Genomic DNA, 18788 nt, shown 5'->3' on the forward strand with positions numbered 1-18788 from the left:
TCCAAAAAAACCAGCGCTGGCAGTTCCGGGTTTCTCCGGTCGGCAAAGGGCTGGGACAGCGCTATCCTAGGACAGCGCTGTCCGATTCAATCTTGGTATTAACCCTGAGAAACGACCAACGACCATGGCCGACGTCCCCGAGCGCCCCCGTTCCCGCTCTGTCTCCCGTTCTTCCAGTCACGTGACCCTCGACGACGTGGCGCGCGTCTCGGGCGTGAGCGCGATCACCGTCTCCCGTGCGCTGCGCGGCGCGCGCAACGTGGCGCCCGAGCTGAAGGCGCGCGTGCAGGCGGCGGTCGATGCGCTGGGCTACGTGCCCAACGTGGCGGCGCGTGCCCTCGCCTCGGCGCGCAGCTCGCACGTGGCGGTGCTGATTCCGTCGCTCACCAACCAGCTCTTCGTGGAACTGCTCGAGGCGGTGCAGGACGCGCTGGCGCCGCACGGCTTCCAGTCGCTCATCGGCGTGACCCACTACGACCCCGCCGAGGAAGAGGCGCTGCTGCGCAGCTACCTCTCGCAGCGGCCGGCCGGCGTGCTGCTGACCGGGTTCGATCGCAGTGCCGCGTCCCTGCGCATGCTCGAGCGCAGCCATGCGCCCTGCGTGTACCTGATGGAGACGTCGGCCGCGCCCGGCATCCACAGCGTGGGCTTCTCGCAGCAGGACGCGGGCCGCGCGATCGTGCAGCACCTGCTCGCGCGCGGCCGCCGCCGCATCGCCTACGCCGCGGGCCAGCTCGACCCGCGCGTCATGCTGCGCCTGGAGGGCTACCGCGAGGCGCTGCGCGCGGCCGGCTGCCACGACCCGGCGCTCGAACTGCTCGTGCCGGGGCCGACCTCCATGGCGCTGGGCGGCCGGCAGTTCGAGGACCTGCTCGCGCGCCACCCCGACGTGGATGCCATCTTCTATTGCAACGACGACCTCGCCCAGGGCGCGCTGCTCGCCGCGCTGCGCACGGGCGTGCAAGTGCCCGGGCGCGTGGCGATCGCGGGCTTCAACGACCTGGGCGGCAGCGACCAGATGCTGCCGCCGCTCACCACCGTGCGCACCCCGCGCCAGGAAATCGGCGAGCGCGCGGCGACCATGCTGCTCGCGCTGATGCGCCAAGAGACCGTGCCCGAGCGCACGCTGGACCTGGGCTTCGAGCTGATGGTGCGGCAGAGCAGCTGAGTGCGCTCAGTGCGAGACGACGGCGATTCCCTTGAACTGCCCTGCCTGCGCCTTCTCCTTCGTTTCCGGCCGCGGATAACGCTCCGGCGAGAAGCGGTGCAGCAACTCCGCCTCGCGCTCGTTGGCGAGCGCGAGGTTGGCCAGCTTCACATGCCCGAAGCCGCGGATCGAGAGCGGCAGCGCCGCGATCTGCGCGGCGAGCTGCTGGTTGGCCGCTGAAAGTTCGGCGGCCAGTTCATCGAGCCGCTGGTCGAACCGGGCGATGAGTGCGCGCTCCGTCCGGCGCTCCTGCGTGTAGCCGAACAGGTCCAGGCCCGTGCCGCGCAGCCGCTTGCCGTGCGCGAGCCACTTCATCATCGGCAGCATCCAGGCGCCGAGGCGAATCTTCGCGGGTGCCTGGCCGTTCGCGGGGCGCGAGAGCAGCGGCGGGGCCATGTGGAATTCGAGCTTCAGCTCGCCTTCGAACTGGTCCTTGAGCTTCTGCAGGAATGCGCCATCGGTGTAGAGGCGCGCGACCTCGTACTCGTCCTTGTAGCTCATGAGCTTCAAGAGGCTGCGCGCCGCATTGCGCGTGAGCGGCAGGCGTGCATCGCCGCCCGGCAGCGCGGCTTCGGCCGCCTGCAGCGCGCGGATGCGTTGGTCGAAGCGCGCGGCCCATGCGGCGTTCTGGTAGCCGGTGAGATGGCGGCGCGCATCGGCGAGCAGCGCGTCCAGCGGGCGCTCGTCGGCCTGCTGCGCCTGTGCGTCCATCGGTGCGGCACGCAGTTGGTCGAGCGCCGCGGGGTTCCCCGCCGCAAGCCGGCCCAGCGAGAACGCCGACTGGTTCGCCGCCACGGCCACGCCGTTGAGCTCGATCGCATGCATCAGCGCCTCCAGGCTCAGCGGCACCAGGCCGCGCTGCCACGCATAGCCGGTCGCGACGATGTTCGCGGCCAGCGTGTCGCCCAGGAACTCTTCGGCCAGGCTCTGTGCGTCGAAGGTCTCGACCTGTTCTTCGCCCGCGACGAAGCGCATCTTCTCCAGCAGCAGATCGACACGCAGGTCGGCATCGGGATTGCGCAGCGACTCGGCCACCGGGATCTCGTGGATGTTCGCGAGCACGCGCGTGCGCCCGTGCCGCACGGTCTGCAGCGCGTCGGGCGAGGCGCCCACCACCACGTCGCACGCGAGGATGGCGTCGGCCTGCTGCGTGTCGATGCGCACCTGATTCAGCCGCTCGGGCGTGTCGGCCAGCCGCACGAAGCTCAGAACCGAGCCGCCCTTCTGCGCGAAGCCCATGAAGTCGAGCACGCTGGCCGATTTTCCTTCGAGGTGCGCGGCCATCGCGATGACCGCGCCGACGGTCACCACGCCGGTGCCGCCCACGCCGGTCACCAGCAGATCGTAGGGGCCGGTCCACGCATGCGGCGCGGGATGCGCGAGCGCGGCCACGCGGTGCAGGAAGGCATCGCGCCCCGCCGCCAGCGCCCCGCTCTTGCGGCGCAGCTTGCCGCCGGTGACGCCCACGAAGCTCGGGCAGAAGCCCTTGGCGCAGGAGTAGTCCTTGTTGCAGCTGGTCTGGTCGATCTTGCGCTTGCGGCCCATCGGCGTTTCGTGCGGCAGCACGGCCACGCAGTTGCTCTGCACGGTGCAGTCGCCGCAGCCTTCGCACACGGCCTCGTTGATGTAGAGGCGCTTGGGCGGATCGGCCAGCTCGCCCTTCTTGCGGCGGCGGCGCTTCTCGGCAGCGCAGGTCTGCTCGTAGATGAGCACGGTCACGCCGGGCATTTCGCGCAGGCGCCGCTGCACCGCGTCGAGCGCGGCGCGGTCGTGGAACTCGGTGCCCGCAGGAAACTTGTTCTTGATGGCGTCGTACTTGTCGATGGCATCGCTCACCACGACCACCTTGGTGACGCCTTCCGATTCCACCTGCCGCGCGATCGCGTCCACGCTGATCACGCCGTCCACCGGCTGCCCGCCGGTCATCGCGACCGCGTCGTTGAAGAGGATCTTGTAGGTCAGCGTGGCCTTGGCCGCGACGGCCTGGCGGATCGCGAGATAGCCCGAGTGGTAGTAGGTGCCGTCGCCCAGGTTCTGGAACACGTGCGGCGTCTTGGTGAACATGGCGTGCGAGATCCAGTCGACGCCCTCGCCGCCCATCTGGATGAGGCCCGCGGTGCTGCGGTCCATCCAGTTGGCCATGAAGTGGCAGCCGATGCCCGCGCGCGCGGTCGATCCCTCGGGCACCTTGGTGCTGGTGTTGTGCGGGCAGCCGGCGCAGAAGTACGGCACGCGCTTGACGGCATCGCTCGCGTTGCCCAGCAGGTCGGGCGGCGTGAAATCGCGCACATGCTGCAGGTGGTCGCCGAGGTCGTGGTTGTCAGGGAAGTGCACGGCCAGCCAGTGCGCGACCAGCTCGATGAGGCGCGAAGGCCGCAGCTCGCCGAGCGCGGAGACGAGCGGCTGGCCCTTGCGGTCGTGCTTGCCCACGAGCACGGGGCGCGCATCGGGCGGCGCGTTGTAGAAGATGTCGCGCAGCTGCGTCTCGACCACCGCGCCCTTCTCTTCCACGACGAGGATCTCGCCGAGCCCCTGCGCAAATTCCTTCAGGCGCGTCTGCTCGAGCGGAAAGCTCAGCCCCACCTTGTAGAGCCGCACGCCGGCGCGCGCGAGCTGTTCGGGCGAGAGTTCGAGGCGCCGCAGCACTTCCATCAGGTCGTGGTGCGCCTTGCCGCAGGTGACGATGCCCACCTTGGCGTGCGGGCTCACGATGACGTGGCGGTCGATGCTGTTGCGCTGCGTGAACGCGGCCACGGCGGCGAGCTTGTCTTCCAGCCGCGACTCGATGCGCAGCGACGGCAGGTCGGGCCAGCGGTAGTGCAGGCCGTCGGGCGGCGCGGCGTGGCCGGTGGCGGCGCGCACGGCGTCGGCGTCTTCCCAGGCGGCCACGCGCACGTTCACCGCATCGAGGTCCACGGTGCCCGCGCTCTCGACGATCTCGGACAGCGCCGCCATGCCGACCCATGCGCCCGAATAGCGCGAGAGTTCGTAGCCGTAGAGGCCGAACTCCAGGTACTCGGCCACGCTCGCGGGCTGCATCACGGGCATGCGCCAGGCCATGAAGGCGTGGTCGCTCTGGTGCGGCATCGACGAGGACACGCAGCCGTGGTCGTCGCCCGCCACCACCAGCACGCCGCCGTGCGGCGACGAGCCGTAGGCGTTGCCGTGCTTGAGCGCATCGCCCGCGCGGTCGACGCCCGGGCCCTTGCCGTACCACATGGCATAGACGCCATCGACGGTGCGCTCGGGGTCGGACTCCACGCGCTGGGTGCCCAGCACCTGCGTGGCCGCGAGCTCCTCGTTCACGGCGGGCACGAAGCGGATGCCGGTCTGCTTGAAGCGCTCGCCGGCCTTCCAGATGGCTTGGTCGACCATGCCCAGCGGCGAGCCGCGGTAGCCGCTCACGAAGCCTTGGGTATGGAGACCCCGCGCCGCGTCGCGCTGTTTCTGCATCGCCAGGATGCGGATCAGCGCCTGCGTGCCGGTGAGGAAGACCGAGCCGGCATCGGCCCAGAGGTTGTCGGAGAGCTGGTAGTCGGGCCGTCGCAGCGCGGCCGTCTTGTGGGGGGCGTTCATGCCCGGAATTGTTCTGCCGCACCCCGAGTAAGTGTTTCTTCAATACACTGGCGCAGACCCTTGTTTGAAGAAGAATCCACTCGAAAACCACCATGAACGTCGGTTCTGTTTCTCTGGATGAGCATTGCCTCAAGATCCTTTCTGCGTTGCAGCACGACGGGCGGCAGACGGTGCAGCAGATCTCGGAGGCCGTCGGGCTCTCGCCCACGCCCTGCTGGAAGCGCATCAAGGACATGGAGGCGGCCGGCGTGATCCGCGGCTACACCACGCGGGTCGATCCCGAACTGGTGGGCCTGCACGTCTCGGCCGTGGCCGAGGTGAACCTGGACCGCCACAGCGAGGCGATGGTGCAGCGCTTCGAGGAGGTGGTGGCGGCGAGCCCGCAGATCATCCGCTGCGTCTCGGCCACGGGGCCCGCGGACTACATCCTGAACGTGACGGTGCCGGACATGAAGCACTACGAGCGCTTCCTGCACGAGGTGCTCTTCAGCCTGCCGGGCGTGACGCACGTGCGCTCGAGCATCGTGCTGCGCGAGATCAAGTCGGAGGTGGCGCTGCCGCTCGGGCACCTGATGGGCGCGAAGTCGGGCGCGGCGCCGTCGCGGCGCTGAGAAGGCGCAGACCGACCGGACCGATCAGTAGTAGCGCCGCTCGGATCGGTCGAACGCCAGGAGCAAGCCCGCGAGCAGTGCGCCGCCCGCCGCGGCGATGAGCACCGCCTTCACCGGCTCGGCTTCGATCTGTTTCACGCAGGAGGCCTGCCATCCGGCGGCGCGCTCCTTGAAACCCCCGATCTTTTTACCGGCCTCGTTGACGGCGCTCCGGGCGTAGGCCCGGCCGGTGTCGGCGGCGTCCGAGGCGACGTCCTTCGCATCGGCGGCAATGCCGCGTGCGGTGTCGAGCGCCTCGCCGGCGGTCGCCTTCGCGTCCGTGGCGCTCGAGCGCAGGGCCTGGGCCGTGTCGCGGGCAATCGTCTTCGCCTCGCCGGCCAGGCCGCTGGCTGCGGCCGATGCGTCTCGTCCGGCCCGGCGTGCTTCGTCGGCGAGTTGGGAGGGGGTCTTCGGGTCGTCTGCCATGGCGGTCTTTCGAAAGGAGCAACAGGATTTGCGAAGGAGCTATTTGGGCGACGCGATGCACACCGGGGTGTCGGGTGGAACGGGCATCTCTTGTAGGCAAAAGCAAACCGCGGCCATCGACGGCCCGCACGGTTGGACGCGGGCCGGACGGGATCACTGCCTACCCCGCCTTGCGTCGGGCACCGACTGAAGCGCACACGCGCCGGCGAAAGATTTCCAGCACCACAACAAAGTGCACAAGGAGCAGCCATGGCCCAGTACGGCGTCAATTCACCAGTCGGCGTGATCGAAGGGTCCGCCAGCCAGAGCGGTGTGTCCTGGGGGGCGATCTTTGCGGGCGCCGCGGGCGCGGCATCGCTGTCGCTCATTCTTCTGTTGCTCGGCACGGGGCTGGGCATGTCGTCGATCAGCCCGTGGGCGAGCCAGGGCGCGAGCGCCGCCACCATCGGCGTCGCGACCATCCTGTGGCTCACGTTCACGCAGATCGCCGCCTCGGGCATGGGCGGCTACCTGGCCGGGAGGCTGCGCACCAAGTGGGCCGGCGTGCACACCGACGAGGTGTACTTCCGCGACACGGCCCACGGCTTTCTCGCTTGGTCGGTGGCGACGCTGCTGACGGCGGCGCTGCTCGGTTCGGTCGTGGGCTCGATCCTCGGCGCCGGCGCGCAAGCGGGCGCCACGGTGGCCGGCGGTGCGGCGACGGCCGCGACCGCAGCAGGTGCTGCGGGTGCCGCGGGTGCCGGTGCCGCGGCTTCGGGATCGCAATCAACTTCGGAGGCCGGCCCCGGCCCGATGAACTACTTCATCGATTCGCTGTTCCGCCGCGATGCGAGCGCCACGCCCGCAACCCCGGGCGACGCCAGCGCCGCGCCCGCGACCACAGCGCCCGATCGCCCTGCTGCCGCAACCAATGCGGAAGTCAGCCGCATCTTCCTGAACAGCATCCGCACCGGCGCGCTGCCGCCCGAAGATGCGCGGTATGTGGGGCAGGTCGTCGCGCAGCGCACCGGTCTCAGCCAGCAGGACGCGGAGAAGCGCGTGACCGACACCTACGCGAAGGCCCAGGCCGCGCTCAAGGATGCGCAGGCGAAGGCCAAGGAGGCCGCCGATGCGGCGCGCAAGGCATCGGCCTATGGCTCGCTGTGGCTGGTGATCTCGATGCTCATCGGCGCCTTCGTCGCGAGCTTCGCGGCCACCTATGGCGGCCGCCGGCGCGACCTCTGAACGGCATCCACCCACTTTCAAATTCAAGGAGATTTCCATGCGCTCACTTCTGCTGCTTTTTCTTGGCGTACCCATCCCGGTCATCATCCTGATCGCGTTGTTCTTCCACTGAGCCGGCGCCGCGGGCCGCGCCTTCGCGGGCCCGCGGCGGCAACCCGCCCCGTGCACATACAGCATGCACAGACAGCCGATGCTGAAGTGCTCCTACGTGGCTGCGAATTCATTCCGCTGAATCTGCATTCATGAACAACCCTTCCAACCCCCATTTCGCGCTTCGCGGCATTGCCGTTTTCAGCATCGCGGCGGGCCTCGCGCTATCGGCCGCGGCACAGTCCACCGGCAATCCCAAAGGCTCGGTGGCGCCGCCGACCAGCGATGCACAGAAGGCCCCGGCTTCGCGCAGCCCCACGGGCGGCTTCGGCGACAGCGGAAAGATCGTGACGGACAAGGAAACAGTCCAGAGCCGCTCGCAGACGATGACGTCGCCGGCCAACGTGGGCCCGCCCGACAAGTCGCCCGGTCGCACGGGTAGCGGCGCTGGTGCCGCAGGTGCCGCAGGTGCCAGGGGCGCCGGCACGACGACCAAGCCCGTCCCCCAGTAAGTCCAGCCCCATCCAGCCTCACAAGGAGATCGAAATGAGCGACAGACCCCCCACCGGTTCAGGCGACGGAACCCGCCCCGCCACCAGCGGCGGCGTGGACAACATGGGCGGTGCCGAGAGCTTTTCCGGCAAGAAGACCGCCGCGGGCGAGGACGTCTCCGGCCCCGCGCCGAAAGAGCGGATGCAGGACAAGCGCAAGAACGTGGAGGCCACGAAGCACGACGACTCCGCCGCGTTCGGCCTCACCGAGGACCTGACGCCCGACAGCAACCGCGAGCCCGCCGAACCCGCACCTCTCCCCCACCCTGACTCCCGCCCGGACTCCCGCGAAGAAGCCATCCGCCGCGCCGCGTACGACGCATACCAGCGCCGCGGCGGCGAAGCCGGTCACGAGACAGAGGATTGGCTCGAAGCCGAGGCGCAAGTCGATCGCCAGGCCGGCACGAAAGTTTGAAAGCACAGAGGAATCCGAACATGGCGACCAGCAGCATCCTGGGCGGCGAACGCGCGCCCATCGAACCCAAGGGCACCGACGAAGACACGCTCGGCCCCTCCGATTCCAGCGACAGCGGCAGCGATGCCGCGGGCACGGGCGGCAACCGCGCGGCCGCCGAGGCGGGCCTGGAGGAGCCGACCGATTCGGACATCCTTCCCGACCGCGTCGGCGTGATCCCCGACGCGGCGCATGAAGTGGACACGGCCACCGAAGATCCGGACGCGGCCCGCGTCGAGGACCTTGCCGAGGACAACGGCAGCAGCGAAGACAGCGAGGACGGCGAGCCCGAGAACGCCTGATGCCCGCCAGGCCCGCCGGCAAACCGCCCAAGGAAATACCGCCTGCGCGCCGCGTGGCCACGACCTTGCGCGGCGTCTTCGGCCACAGCCGTCTGCGCGCCGGCCAGGCCGAGGTGATCGAGCGCGTGCTGGCCGGCCTGTCCACGCTCGCGGTGATGCCCACGGGCGCCGGCAAGTCGCTCTGCTACCAGTTGCCCGCGGTCCTGCTCGAAGGGCAGACCGTGGTGGTCTCCCCGCTCATCGCGCTGATGAAAGACCAGTGCGACCGGCTGCGGGCGCTCGGCATCCGCGCGGTGCAGGTCAACAGTTCGCTCGGCGCTGAGGAACTGGCGCAATCGGAAGCCGACATCGACGCGGGCCGCGCGCGCATCGTGCTGACGACGCCCGAGCGCTTGTCCGATCCGGAGTTCCTGCGGCGCCTGGGCGCGCACCCGGTGGCGCTGGTCGCGGTCGACGAGGCGCACTGCATCTCGCAATGGGGCCATGACTTCCGGCCCGCCTTCCTGGAGATCGGCCCCGCCATCCGGGCGCTGGGCAACCCGCCCGTGCTCGCGTTGACGGCGACCGCGGGCGACGAGGTGGCAGCCGATGTGATGAAGCTGCTGGGCATTCCGCGCTCGGGGCTGGTCGATACCGGCGCCTACCGCGCGAACCTGCGCTTTGCCGTCGAACAGCTCGCGAACGAGAAGGAGCGCCTGCGCCGCACGTTGGAATTCGTGCGCGAAGCGCCGGGCAGCGGCATCGTCTACGCCGCCACGGTGAAGGCCGCGGCGCATGCGTTCGATGCGTTGAAGGCGCAGGATGAATCCGTGGCGCTCTATCACGGCAAGCTCGGCGCGCGCGAGCGCAACGCCGCGCAGGAGGCATTCATGGCGGGCGAGGTGCGCGTCATGGTCGCCACCAATGCCTTCGGCATGGGCATCGACAAGCCCGACATCCGCTTCGTTCTGCACTGCCAGATGCCGGCGAGCCTGCATGCCTATTACCAGGAGGCCGGGCGTGCCGGACGCGATGGCGACGAGGCGCGCTGCCTGCTGCTGTTCCATGCGAAGGACCGCACGGTGCAGCAGTTCTTCCTGGCCGGAAAATATCCGCAGCTGGAGGACCTGGATGCGATCTACCGGCAGCTGCTTGCCGAGCCGCTCGAGGCGCAAACCGATGGATGGACGGCCGCCAGCCTGCTCGACGCGCTGGACCGGCCGCGCACCCGGATGCAGTCGGGCATCGCGGTGCTCAAGCAAGCGCAGGTGCTCCAGGCCGACCGGCGCGGGCGCCTCTCGGTGCGCGAGCGCGCGGCCGGCAACGTCGATTTCACGGCGGTGCTCGATGCCTACAAGACCCGGCGGCAGCAGGACCGCGAGACGCTCGAGCGCATGGTGTCGTACGCGCAGTCGGGCCAGTGCCGGTGGCAGTTGCTGCTGAGCGATCTCGACCGGGCGGCGGAGACGAAACGCTGCGGCACGTGCGACAACTGCCGGCGCATCGCGGCCCATGAAAAAGAAATGGCGCAGCCCATCGTGATGAATGGCAACGACGCCGGGCCTGCCGCACGCACACCGCCGGCCTTCGCCGCCGACGATCGGGTGCGTGTCCGGCGCTTCGGGCCCGGCGTGGTCATCGCTTCGGACGCGACGTCGATCACCGTCGGATTCGAGGACGGGACCCAGCGCTGCTTTCATCCGGACTATGTGACTCCGCTGCGCCGCAGGCCGAGCGCTGCCCGCGTGCACGGCTGAGCGCCTCTGCCATCGCCATCGCCATCGCCATCGCCATCGCGTTATCAGACGCCGGGATACAGCACGGTTCAGCTTTGTCCGACGCCGGCCCCGCGCGCAAAGAACCAGACTGCCGCCTTCAACATTGGAGGACCGAGAGATGAGCAGCCGTGATCCACGAGGTCATCAGCACCCACAACCGCCGCGCGGGGAGTTCTGGCTCCTGGTCGCCGTGGCGGTCCTGATCGCCACCATGGCGCTGTTGCACCTTGCCGTACAACGCGAGCGCGCCGCCGGCTCCGGCGCGCTCGATTTCCAGTTTCTCTCCGGCTCGCCGGGCAAGAGCACCATCCAGGCGATGCGCGAGCCGCGCGAAGTGCGATGACGCGCGCGATCCGACCGGGTGCGAAAAGCATCTCGACCCCCACGCCCGCCGCGGCGAAGGCGTGGGCCGACCACCTGGGGTGCTCCGTCGCCGAACTCAGGATCGCGATGCGCGCCGTCGGCACGTCGGTGGAGCGCGTGCAGGCTTACCTCGATGCGCTCAAGCGGCGGGAAAGCGCGGCGCCGGGGAACGACGCCCGCTTCGGCCAGGCCGCGGCGCCATGAGCACGGGCACGCAAGACGTCCTGCGCCGGATCGCGGTCCATGTGGAGCAAGCGCCGTCCGGTGGATTCGAGTGGGTGCTCAGCGAAGCCGACGACGACGAGGACGGGGACGGACACGAGGGGCCGTGGCGATCCTTGAAGCGCGCCCGCAAGGCGGCCGACACCTACAAGGCATCGATGGCCGATGGCCTCCTCGCGCTGCAATCGCTCATCGACGACCTGGATGCGGGACCACGACGTCCGACCGACAGCGAGCCCGATTCGAAAGCCTTGCGAGCCGGCAAGCACCCCGCCCGCAAGGCAGCGAAGCCCGAGCCTGAGAAGAGGCCCGCCACGGGAAGCGCCTTCGGATTCGGACTGATGAAGTAGCACACCCCTGCCAACGCTGGGAGCGCCAGATGAGAGTCCCGATGTGCGCCGCGTCCTCCCGGCGGCATTGGCCATGTCCCACACCGCGCCCATGCAGCGCAAGACACGCTTTGCATTCGCCGGTCTTCGCCGGCCCCGTTTTCTTTTCAGCGTTAAGGACGAACCCCATGGCCACAGGCAGCAGGACCCTTTGGAAAGGCGCGATCACTTTCGGGCTGGTTCACATCCCGGTGGGCCTGCACACGGCCAGCAGCGAACAGGGCATCGATTTCGACTGGCTCGACAAGCGCAGCATGGACCCGGTGGGCTACAAGCGCATCAACAAGAAGACGGGCAAGGAGATCGACAAGGACAACATCGTCAAGGGCTTCGAGTACGAGGACGGCAAGTACGTGGTGATCTCGCCCGACGAGATCGAGGCGGCGTATCCGCGCACCACGCAGACCATCGAGATCCAGCGCTTCATCGACGCCAACGAGATTCCCTTCGTGTACTTGGAGCGGCCCTACTACGTGGCGCCGGTCAACAAGGGGCAGAAGGTCTATGCGCTGCTGCGCGAAGTGCTCATCAAGACCGGCAAGGTCGGGCTCGCCAAGGTGGTCATCTCCACCAAGCAGCACCTGGCCGTGCTGGTGCCGTCGGGCAAGGCATTGGTGCTCAACCTGCTGCGATGGGGCGACGAGGTGAAGCCGCTGGAAGGGCTCGACCTGCCCGCCGCCGGGGTCAAGGGCGCGAAGATCACCGCGGCGGAAATGAAGATGGCCGAACAGCTGGTGGGTGACATGTCGGGCGAATGGAAACCGGAAGACTTCACCGACGAGTTCAAGCACGCGGTGATGAAGATCGTGCAGAAGAAGGTGAAGGCCGGCGACACCGAGACCGTCATCCAGCCGGAGGAAGAGGCGCCGGAAGAAAGCTCCAATGTGATCGACCTCACCGAGCTGCTCAAGCGCAGTTTGAAGGGCGGCAAGGCTGCCAAGGCCGTCAAGGCCACTACGCCGGCGAGCAAGAAGCGCAGTGCGGGGGCTGCGGCCAAGTCGGGCGGAACCGCGCACAAGGCCGCATCGAAGAAGACCAGCAAGACCACCGCCAAGGCCCGGAAGGCGGCATAGCGCCGCTTCTTCGCCGCGCCGTCCGGCAGCGTCTCGATGAAAGCATCCGCCGATTTTTCGCAGTCGTTGCGCGGGGTGTCGCAGTCGCTCGGGCTGTCGCGCCATGCGGTCGGCAAGCTCATCGAGCTCGGCTTCGTGGCGCCCGTGAAATTGCAGGGCAAGGTCTGGAAGTTTTCCTTCCAGGACCTGGTCGTCCTGCGTTCCGCGCATGAGCTGCGCGCGGCACGCATTCCCACGCGGCAGATCCTCAAGGCGCTGCGGCAGCTGCGGGCCACGCTGCCCGAGGCGCAACCGCTGCAGGGCATGCGGATCACCGCCGAGGGCGACCGCGTCACCGTCAGGTGGGGCGATGCGCAATGGGAACCGCAGACCGGGCAGTTCGTGCTCGATCTGCAGATCGCTGCTGGCGGCGACAGCGCATTGCGCTTCTTTCCGCGGCCGCACGAGCCGGTCGTCGATGCGGCCGCGCTCGATGCGCGCTTTGCCGAAGCCCAGGCGCTGGAGGAAAGCAGCCCCGGGGCCGCCGAGGCGCTGTACCGGCGCATCCTGAAAGACGATCCCTCGTACGCCCACGCGTACCTGAACCTGGGTTTCATGCTGTGCGAATCCGGCCGGTGCGAGGCGGCGGCGGCGCTCTACGAAGACGCGCTGCACTTCTGCGCCGACGATCCGCTGATGCATTTCAACCAGGCCGTGGCGCGCGAGGGCATCGGCGACCTCGACGGCGCATTGGCAAGCTACGAAGAGGCGCTGCGGCTGCAGCCGGACCTCCTCGATGCGCATCGGAATGCCGCCCTGCTCTGTGCGCAGACCGGGAGGCATCAGATGGCGATACGGCACTTCAGCGCGTTCAGGCGCCTTCAGAGAACCTGATAGATGCGAAAGTCGATCCGCCCTGCCGACATTTCGTTGTAGCCCAGGAGAACGAGTTCGTTCACCCACAGGTAGCGCTCGTCCAAGGTCTCCAGCTTCGGCGTGGTGCGCAGGTAGGTCTCGCCGAACGCCAGGCGCTCTCCCTTGGCCAGCCGCTTTCTGCCGTCCGGCGGCAGCTTGGCGACGCCCTTGCTTTCGAAGTAGACGAGCGCGCCGTCGTCGGTGCGGATCGCACCGCGAATGTCGAGCCGGCTGATGCCGTCCGCGCCGATCACGACCCAGTCGACGCTGCCCGGCAGGAATTCGCCGCGCAGCTTCGGCCCTTCCAGCCGGCCGCCTTTGCCGATGTACGGGACCAGCGTGCCGCGCGGCGTGGGGATGGCGATCGGCGTCTCGAGGTCGACCTGCAGATCGCACAGGTGCCTGATCGGCATCGCTTCGCGCAGTGGCTGCTCCAAGAGCGGTTGCGTGGTGAGGATGGCGTTCATGGCGTCAGTTCGAGGCGGCCTTGACTTGCGCGTAGTCGAAGAACGTGTCCTTGCGCGTGATGAGGCCGGCGCTGTCCACCTCGACGACGTCCAGCGCATGGAAGCCGCGGCGCTCCTTGCCAGGGGGTTGGAAGGTCAAGGTCCAGTCGAGCGTCCAGTGCCCGTCGCCCAGGAGCAGGCGGTGGGTTTCCACGCCGAAGCCGGGATAGCGCTCGAAGACACCGGCGAACTCCTGCAGCAACGCGGCCTCCCCCCGCACCTCGGCGCCGCGGCCGTGCGCCTGGAAGGTCGAGTCGGGCGCGTGCAGCGCAAGGATGGCCTTGGGATCGTGCGAGAGCCACGCGGCGGCGTAGCGATCGGCAATGGCGGCCAGGTCCAGCTTGACAGGTTCAGACATGAGAAACCTTTCGATGTGGTTCAGTGGATGTTCACGGAAAGCCCCATGGATTCCGCGGTGCGCGAGGAGGTTTGCAAGCCGCCCCGCGAACGCTGGCGACTATACCTATGATTTTCATAGTGACAACAGGTATGATGCCGGAAATGACCAAGACGCCGAGAAATTCATCCGCAGATGGCGAGACGACGGGCCCAAATTCCAGCCCGACCCTGTGCCCGGTCGCGCGCGCGCAGGACGTTGTCGGCGACCGCTGGACCGTGCTGGTGCTTCGGGAGTTGTTCCTCGGAACGCGCCGCTTCGAGGAGATCCAGGCGCACACGCAAGCCACGCCGCAGATGGTGGCCAGCCGCTTGAAGAAGCTGGAATCGGCGGGCCTGATCGAGCGCCGGCCCTACAGCGAAAGGCCACCGCGGCACGAGTACCACCTGACGGAGATGGGCATCGCCTTTCACCCGGTGTTCCTGGCACTGCGCGCCTGGGGCGAGACATGGTTCAAGTCCGAGGACGAGGAAGTCGCCATCCACTACATCCACATCCCCTGCGGGCAGGACCCCGGCCTCGGCCCCGCCTGCCAGTCCTGCGGGAAGACGATGCGCAGGGAGGAGCTTTCCGCGAAGCTGAGCGGGTCGTTCCATGCGGAGCGGCAAGCGCGGCTGGGGGCTTTCAAGGCCGGGCGGCCGTAGCGGCGGGCGTTCGGCTCACGCTTTCATCGCCACCTCTCACTGGCGTGCTCGCAGCACGCCAGCCAGACGGGACCGTTTCAGAAAAGCGTTACTCCACCGTCACGCTCTTCGCCAGATTCCGCGGCTTGTCCACATCCGTCCCCCGCGCGCAAGCCGTGTGATACGCCAGCAACTGCAGCGGCACCACATGCAGCAGCGGCGACAGCTGGCCATAGTGCTCCGGCATCCGGATCACGTGCAGGCCTTCGCTGCTCTTGATCTTCGTGTCGCCATCGGCCAGCACATACAGCACGCCGCCGCGCGCGCGCACTTCCTGCAGGTTGCTCTTGAGCTTTTCGAGCAGCGCATCGTTCGGCGCGACAGCGACGACCGGCATCTCGCTCGTCACGAGCGCGAGCGGGCCGTGCTTGAGTTCGCCGGCCGCGTATGCCTCGGCGTGGATGTAGGTCACTTCCTTGAGCTTGAGCGCGCCCTCGAGCGCGATCGGGTAGTGCAGCCCGCGGCCGAGGAAGAGCGCGTTGTCCTTGCGCGCGAAGTCCTCGGCCCAGCCGATGATCTGCGGCTCCAGCGCGAGCACCGACTGCAGCGCGACCGGCAGGTGGCGCATTTCCTTCAGGTAGCGCGCCTCGTCGGCTTCGGTGAGGCGCCCCTTGGTCTGCGCGATGGCCAGCGTCAAGAGGAACAGGCCCGCCAGCTGCGTGGTGAAGGCCTTGGTCGATGCCACGCCGATCTCCACGCCGGCGCGCGTGATGTACGCGAGCTTGCACTCGCGCACCATCGCGCTGGTGGCCACGTTGCAGATCGTGAGGGTCTGCTCCATGCCGAGCGAGCGCGCGTGCTTGAGCGCGGCGAGCGTGTCGGCCGTCTCGCCCGACTGGCTGATGGTGACCACCAGCGTCTTGGGGTCGGGCACCGATTCGCGGTAGCGGTATTCGCTCGCGATTTCCACCTGCGTCGAAATCTTCGCGATGCCCTCGAGCCAGTACTTGGCGGTGCAGCCGCTGTAGTAGCTGGTGCCGCAGGCCAGGATGAGGATCTTGTCGATGTCCTTGAACACGCGGTGCGCGCTCGCGCCTGTGGCGCCGTCCTGCCCGATGCCGTCGAACAGCTCGGGCACGATGCCCGCGACGCCCTCGAGCGTGTCGCCGATGGCGCGCGGCTGCTCGAAGATTTCCTTCTGCATGTAGTGGCGGTACGGGCCGAGTTCGGCCGCGCCGCTGTGGGCCTGCACGGTGCGCACCTGGCGCGTCACCGGCTTGTGGTTCTTGTCGACGATCCAGTACTTGCCCGGTTGCAGGTCGACCACGTCGCCTTCTTCGAGGTACACGATCTGGTCGGTCACGCCGGCGAGGGCCATCGCATCGCTCGCGAGGAAGTTCTCGTTGCCTTCCTTGCCCGCCCCGAGGATCAGCGGCGAGCCGGCGCGCGCGCCGACCACGCGCTGGGGCTCGTCGCGGCAGATGACGGCGATGGCGTAGGCGCCGTGCAGCTGCAGCACCGCGGCCTTCACGGCCTCGAACAGGTCGCCGTCGTAGAGGCTGTCCACCAGGTGGGCGATGACCTCGGTGTCGGTCTGGCTCTCGAACACGTAGCCCTTGGCTTCGAGCGCGGCGCGCAGCGTTTCGTGGTTTTCGATGATGCCGTTGTGCACGAGCGCGATGCGGCCGGGGCGCGTGCCTTGCGCGTCGGCGCCGGGGCCGTGACTGAAATGCGGATGGGCGTTGTGCACCGCCGGCGCGCCGTGCGTGGCCCAGCGCGTGTGGGCGATGCCGGTGAGGCCTTCGACCTTGTCGTCGCGCACCTGCGTGACGAGGTCCGCCACGCGCGAGGTGGTGCGCGCCCGCGTCAAGCCGCCTGCATGCACCGCCACGCCGCAGGAGTCATAGCCGCGGTATTCGAGCCGCTGGAGGCCCTGCACGAGGACCGGAACGATGTTGCGATGGGACGCTGCCCCGACGATGCCGCACATGGTGAGCTGCCTTTGGATGAAGAGGATCGGTCGATGGTAGGTAGGGGAAAGAAAAATATGCCATCGAAATTCGATAGATTTCGGAGTTTTATTTCACCATTTCTTTGATTTGGATTTTTATTCCATAATTTATAGATATATGGAATCAATCTCCCTCGATGCAATAGACCTCCGATTGCTCGACGCCCTCCAGCGCGACGCCTCGCAGACCAACCAGCGGCTGGCCGCCGACGTGGGCATCTCCCCGCCCACATGCCTGCGCCGCGTGCAGCGGCTGAAGGACGAAGGCCTCATCGAGCGCCAGGTCGCGCTGCTCTCGCCCGACCGGCTGGCCGCGGTGCTGGGCCACGGATTGCAGGCGGTGGTCGAGATTTCGCTGGACCGGCAGGACGCTGGCGCGCTCGACGCCTTCGAAGCGCGCGTGATCGCCGACGACGCGGTGCAGCAGTGCTGGCGCGTCTCGCCCGGCCCGGATTTCGTCCTCATCGTCGCGGCGCGCGACATGCCGGGCTACGGCGCGTTGACGCAGCGCCTCTTCACCGCCGACGCCAACGTGCGCAACGTCAAGGCCTTCTTCAGCCTCAAGCGCGCGAAATTCGAACCCGCGGTGCCGCTGGGCTGAGGCCCCGGTTTTCCGTCAGGCCTTGGGCTTTTTCTGTGGCCGCTTCCAGTTGGGAAAGCTCACCGGCTTGCTGCGCGCCACGGTCAGCGCGCCCGGCTCGGTCGACTTGTTCACGGTCGATCCGCCCCCGATGGTGCCGCCCGCGCCGATGGTGATCGGCGCCACCAGCACGCAGTTGCTGCCCACGTGCACGTCGGCTTCGATCACCGTGCGGTGCTTGTTCGCGCCGTCGTAGTTGGCGGTGATGCTGCCCGCGCCGTAGTTGACGCGCTCGCCCACCGTGGCATCGCCCAGGTAGGCCAGGTGGTTGGCCTTGGCACCGGCCGCGAGCGTCGAATTCTTCACCTCGACGAAGTTGCCGATGTGCACTTCGGCGCCGAGCTGCGCGCCGGGCCGCAGCCGCGCGAACGGGCCGATCAGCGCCCGCTCGCCCACCGTCACGCCGGCCTTTTCGCCTTCGATGTGGGTGAACGGATGGATCACCGCGCCGGCTTCGATGCGCGCATTGGCGATCACGCAGTTGGCGCCGATGCGCACGCCCTCGCCCAGCGACACCTGGCCTTCGAACACGCAGTTGACGTCGATCTCGACATCGGCCGCGCATTCGAGCGTGCCGCGCAGGTCGAAGCGCGCCGGATCCGCCAAGCGCACGCCCTGCTCCATGAGCGCGTTGGCCTGGCGCAGCTGCCAGGCACGCTCGAGCGCCGCGAGCTGCGCCGGGCTGTTGATGCCCGCCACCTGCAGCGCATCGGTCGTGATGTGCGCCACCACCGGCACGCCGTCGGCCGCGGCGAGCTTCACGACGTCGGTCAGGTAGTACTCGTTCTGCGCGTTGCGGTTGTCCAGCCGCGCGAGCCAGCCCTTGAGCAGGCGCGCGGGCACGGCCATCACGCCGCTGTAGATCTCGCGGATGGCGCGCTGCGCGTCGGTGGCATCCTTTTGCTCGACGACGGCGGTCACCGTGCCGCCGGCCGACGTGCGGATCACGCGGCCGTAGCCGGTCGGGTCGTCGAACTCGATGGTCAGCAGCGCGAGCCGCTGGCCCGCGCTCGCGGCCACGAGGGCGCGCAATGTGTCTTCGCCGATCAGCGGCACGTCGCCCGAGAGCACGAGCACCGTGCCGTCGTCCGGCAGCAGCGGCACGGCCTGCTGCACGGCGTGGCCGGTGCCCAGCTGCGGCTCCTGACGCGCAAAGCGCAACCTGGTGCCATCCATGGCCGCCTCGACTTCGGCCGCACCATGGCCGGTCACGACCACCACGTGGCGCGCGCCGATGCGCGCGGCGGTGTCGGCCACATGCGCGATCAGTGCGCGGCCGCTCAAACGATGCAACACTTTGGGCAGTCTGCTTTTCATGCGCGTGCCCTTGCCGGCCGCCATGATGACCACGTCGATCGGCCCCTGGATGTCTTGCTGCTGCGGAGTCTGATTCATGCTTTCTTCTTTCCGGATTCGTTGCGCGGAGCTCGCGC

At 68.4% G+C, this 18788-nt stretch carries 20 protein-coding genes; 14 read left to right on the forward strand and 6 right to left on the reverse strand.

Annotation, left to right across the window (positions count from 1 at the left end; genetic code table 11):
- The first annotated feature begins 124 nt into the window (after nucleotides 1-124).
- Complete coding sequence (gene gntR, locus ACZYRS_RS27800; protein ID WP_463421787.1) at nucleotides 125-1168, forward strand: HTH-type transcriptional regulator GntR; 1044 nt, start codon at nucleotides 125-127, stop codon at nucleotides 1166-1168.
- Nucleotides 1169-1174: 6 nt separating this feature from the next.
- Here the strand turns inward: gntR and ACZYRS_RS27805 are convergent, their stop codons facing one another.
- Nucleotides 1175-4783, reverse strand: coding sequence for an indolepyruvate ferredoxin oxidoreductase family protein (locus ACZYRS_RS27805; RefSeq protein ID WP_463421788.1), 3609 nt, complete (start codon nucleotides 4781-4783; stop codon nucleotides 1175-1177).
- Between the two features lie 92 nt (nucleotides 4784-4875).
- On the opposite strand from ACZYRS_RS27805, the gene ACZYRS_RS27810 reads away from it, so the two are divergent.
- Entirely contained in the window at nucleotides 4876-5394 is a 519-nt protein-coding gene (locus tag ACZYRS_RS27810) for an Lrp/AsnC family transcriptional regulator (RefSeq protein WP_198787936.1), read from the forward strand.
- Nucleotides 5395-5418: 24 nt separating this feature from the next.
- Here the strand turns inward: ACZYRS_RS27810 and ACZYRS_RS27815 are convergent, their stop codons facing one another.
- Nucleotides 5419-5859, reverse strand: a complete 441-nt coding sequence (locus tag ACZYRS_RS27815; protein WP_463421789.1) for a hypothetical protein — start codon at nucleotides 5857-5859, stop codon at nucleotides 5419-5421.
- Nucleotides 5860-6108: 249 nt separating this feature from the next.
- Here ACZYRS_RS27815 and ACZYRS_RS27820 point away from each other — a divergent pair, with 249 nt between their 5' ends.
- The 10 genes from ACZYRS_RS27820 (at nucleotide 6109) to ACZYRS_RS27865 (ending at nucleotide 13157) form a co-directional block, all read left to right on the forward strand.
- Nucleotides 6109-7083, forward strand: a complete 975-nt coding sequence (locus ACZYRS_RS27820; RefSeq protein WP_463421790.1) for a hypothetical protein — start codon at nucleotides 6109-6111, stop codon at nucleotides 7081-7083.
- Nucleotides 7084-7325: 242 nt separating this feature from the next.
- A complete protein-coding gene (locus ACZYRS_RS27825; protein WP_463421791.1) occupies nucleotides 7326-7685 on the forward strand; it encodes a hypothetical protein in 360 nt (119 codons plus the stop codon).
- A gap of 34 nt (nucleotides 7686-7719) precedes the next feature.
- Nucleotides 7720-8139 (forward strand): DUF2934 domain-containing protein, encoded by a 420-nt coding sequence (locus ACZYRS_RS27830; protein ID WP_463421792.1) that lies wholly within the window; start codon nucleotides 7720-7722, stop codon nucleotides 8137-8139.
- Nucleotides 8140-8159: 20 nt separating this feature from the next.
- A complete protein-coding gene (locus tag ACZYRS_RS27835) occupies nucleotides 8160-8480 on the forward strand; it encodes a hypothetical protein (RefSeq protein ID WP_463421793.1) in 321 nt (106 codons plus the stop codon).
- Nucleotides 8480-10216 (forward strand): RecQ family ATP-dependent DNA helicase, encoded by a 1737-nt coding sequence (locus ACZYRS_RS27840; RefSeq protein ID WP_463421794.1) that lies wholly within the window; start codon nucleotides 8480-8482, stop codon nucleotides 10214-10216. The genes ACZYRS_RS27835 and ACZYRS_RS27840 overlap by 1 nt, the downstream gene beginning before the upstream one ends.
- A gap of 139 nt (nucleotides 10217-10355) precedes the next feature.
- Nucleotides 10356-10580, forward strand: a complete 225-nt coding sequence (locus tag ACZYRS_RS27845) for a hypothetical protein (protein ID WP_463421795.1) — start codon at nucleotides 10356-10358, stop codon at nucleotides 10578-10580.
- Nucleotides 10577-10804 carry a DUF3606 domain-containing protein gene (locus ACZYRS_RS27850; RefSeq protein ID WP_198787944.1) on the forward strand — a complete coding sequence of 76 codons (228 nt, stop codon included), beginning with the start codon at nucleotides 10577-10579 and terminating at the stop codon, nucleotides 10802-10804. Before ACZYRS_RS27845 ends, ACZYRS_RS27850 begins: the two co-directional genes overlap by 4 nt.
- Nucleotides 10801-11172: a hypothetical protein gene (locus ACZYRS_RS27855; RefSeq protein ID WP_463421796.1), complete on the forward strand. Its 372-nt coding sequence runs from the start codon at nucleotides 10801-10803 to the stop codon at nucleotides 11170-11172. The genes ACZYRS_RS27850 and ACZYRS_RS27855 overlap by 4 nt, the downstream gene beginning before the upstream one ends.
- Nucleotides 11173-11339: 167 nt before the next feature.
- Complete coding sequence (gene ku, locus ACZYRS_RS27860) at nucleotides 11340-12284, forward strand: non-homologous end joining protein Ku (protein ID WP_463421797.1); 945 nt, start codon at nucleotides 11340-11342, stop codon at nucleotides 12282-12284.
- 36 nt (nucleotides 12285-12320) lie between these two features.
- Nucleotides 12321-13157 carry a tetratricopeptide repeat protein gene (locus tag ACZYRS_RS27865; RefSeq protein ID WP_463421798.1) on the forward strand — a complete coding sequence of 279 codons (837 nt, stop codon included), beginning with the start codon at nucleotides 12321-12323 and terminating at the stop codon, nucleotides 13155-13157.
- On the opposite strand, the gene ACZYRS_RS27870 is transcribed toward ACZYRS_RS27865, so the two are convergent.
- Together ACZYRS_RS27870 and ACZYRS_RS27875 are read right to left on the reverse strand one after the other, a co-directional pair.
- Nucleotides 13145-13645 carry a DUF3237 domain-containing protein gene (locus ACZYRS_RS27870; RefSeq protein ID WP_463421799.1) on the reverse strand — a complete coding sequence of 167 codons (501 nt, stop codon included), beginning with the start codon at nucleotides 13643-13645 and terminating at the stop codon, nucleotides 13145-13147. The genes ACZYRS_RS27865 and ACZYRS_RS27870 overlap by 13 nt on opposite strands.
- Nucleotides 13646-13649: 4 nt before the next feature.
- Nucleotides 13650-14042: a nuclear transport factor 2 family protein gene (locus ACZYRS_RS27875; RefSeq protein WP_463421800.1), complete on the reverse strand. Its 393-nt coding sequence runs from the start codon at nucleotides 14040-14042 to the stop codon at nucleotides 13650-13652.
- A gap of 143 nt (nucleotides 14043-14185) precedes the next feature.
- On the opposite strand from ACZYRS_RS27875, the gene ACZYRS_RS27880 reads away from it, so the two are divergent.
- Nucleotides 14186-14725 (forward strand): winged helix-turn-helix transcriptional regulator, encoded by a 540-nt coding sequence (locus ACZYRS_RS27880; protein WP_463421801.1) that lies wholly within the window; start codon nucleotides 14186-14188, stop codon nucleotides 14723-14725.
- 88 nt (nucleotides 14726-14813) lie between these two features.
- Here the strand turns inward: ACZYRS_RS27880 and glmS are convergent, their stop codons facing one another.
- Nucleotides 14814-16694 (reverse strand): glutamine--fructose-6-phosphate transaminase (isomerizing), encoded by a 1881-nt coding sequence (gene glmS, locus ACZYRS_RS27885; protein ID WP_198787951.1) that lies wholly within the window; start codon nucleotides 16692-16694, stop codon nucleotides 14814-14816.
- Between the two features lie 139 nt (nucleotides 16695-16833).
- Here glmS and ACZYRS_RS27890 point away from each other — a divergent pair, with 139 nt between their 5' ends.
- A complete protein-coding gene (locus ACZYRS_RS27890; protein WP_463421802.1) occupies nucleotides 16834-17316 on the forward strand; it encodes an Lrp/AsnC family transcriptional regulator in 483 nt (160 codons plus the stop codon).
- A gap of 15 nt (nucleotides 17317-17331) precedes the next feature.
- Here the strand turns inward: ACZYRS_RS27890 and glmU are convergent, their stop codons facing one another.
- A complete protein-coding gene (gene glmU, locus ACZYRS_RS27895; RefSeq protein ID WP_463421803.1) occupies nucleotides 17332-18750 on the reverse strand; it encodes a bifunctional UDP-N-acetylglucosamine diphosphorylase/glucosamine-1-phosphate N-acetyltransferase GlmU in 1419 nt (472 codons plus the stop codon).
- Between the last annotated feature and the right edge of the window lie 38 nt (nucleotides 18751-18788).

The sequence above is a fragment of the Variovorax sp. AC194 genome, from assembly GCF_979257995.1.

Bases quoted from the DNA above. Each gene is read 5' to 3' on its own strand.
- gntR (WP_463421787.1), top strand. From the start codon at position 125: ATGGCCGACGTCCCCGAGCGCCCCCGTTCCCGCTCTGTCTCCCGTTCT.
- ACZYRS_RS27805 (WP_463421788.1), bottom strand. From the start codon at position 4,783: ATGAACGCCCCCCACAAGACGGCCGCGCTGCGACGGCCCGACTACCAG.
- ACZYRS_RS27810 (WP_198787936.1), top strand. From the start codon at position 4,876: ATGAACGTCGGTTCTGTTTCTCTGGATGAGCATTGCCTCAAGATCCTT.
- ACZYRS_RS27815 (WP_463421789.1), bottom strand. From the start codon at position 5,859: ATGGCAGACGACCCGAAGACCCCCTCCCAACTCGCCGACGAAGCACGC.
- ACZYRS_RS27820 (WP_463421790.1), top strand. From the start codon at position 6,109: ATGGCCCAGTACGGCGTCAATTCACCAGTCGGCGTGATCGAAGGGTCC.
- ACZYRS_RS27825 (WP_463421791.1), top strand. From the start codon at position 7,326: ATGAACAACCCTTCCAACCCCCATTTCGCGCTTCGCGGCATTGCCGTT.
- ACZYRS_RS27830 (WP_463421792.1), top strand. From the start codon at position 7,720: ATGAGCGACAGACCCCCCACCGGTTCAGGCGACGGAACCCGCCCCGCC.
- ACZYRS_RS27835 (WP_463421793.1), top strand. From the start codon at position 8,160: ATGGCGACCAGCAGCATCCTGGGCGGCGAACGCGCGCCCATCGAACCC.
- ACZYRS_RS27840 (WP_463421794.1), top strand. From the start codon at position 8,480: ATGCCCGCCAGGCCCGCCGGCAAACCGCCCAAGGAAATACCGCCTGCG.
- ACZYRS_RS27845 (WP_463421795.1), top strand. From the start codon at position 10,356: ATGAGCAGCCGTGATCCACGAGGTCATCAGCACCCACAACCGCCGCGC.
- ACZYRS_RS27850 (WP_198787944.1), top strand. From the start codon at position 10,577: ATGACGCGCGCGATCCGACCGGGTGCGAAAAGCATCTCGACCCCCACG.
- ACZYRS_RS27855 (WP_463421796.1), top strand. From the start codon at position 10,801: ATGAGCACGGGCACGCAAGACGTCCTGCGCCGGATCGCGGTCCATGTG.
- ku (WP_463421797.1), top strand. From the start codon at position 11,340: ATGGCCACAGGCAGCAGGACCCTTTGGAAAGGCGCGATCACTTTCGGG.
- ACZYRS_RS27865 (WP_463421798.1), top strand. From the start codon at position 12,321: ATGAAAGCATCCGCCGATTTTTCGCAGTCGTTGCGCGGGGTGTCGCAG.
- ACZYRS_RS27870 (WP_463421799.1), bottom strand. From the start codon at position 13,645: ATGAACGCCATCCTCACCACGCAACCGCTCTTGGAGCAGCCACTGCGC.
- ACZYRS_RS27875 (WP_463421800.1), bottom strand. From the start codon at position 14,042: ATGTCTGAACCTGTCAAGCTGGACCTGGCCGCCATTGCCGATCGCTAC.
- ACZYRS_RS27880 (WP_463421801.1), top strand. From the start codon at position 14,186: ATGACCAAGACGCCGAGAAATTCATCCGCAGATGGCGAGACGACGGGC.
- glmS (WP_198787951.1), bottom strand. From the start codon at position 16,694: ATGTGCGGCATCGTCGGGGCAGCGTCCCATCGCAACATCGTTCCGGTC.
- ACZYRS_RS27890 (WP_463421802.1), top strand. From the start codon at position 16,834: ATGGAATCAATCTCCCTCGATGCAATAGACCTCCGATTGCTCGACGCC.
- glmU (WP_463421803.1), bottom strand. From the start codon at position 18,750: ATGAATCAGACTCCGCAGCAGCAAGACATCCAGGGGCCGATCGACGTG.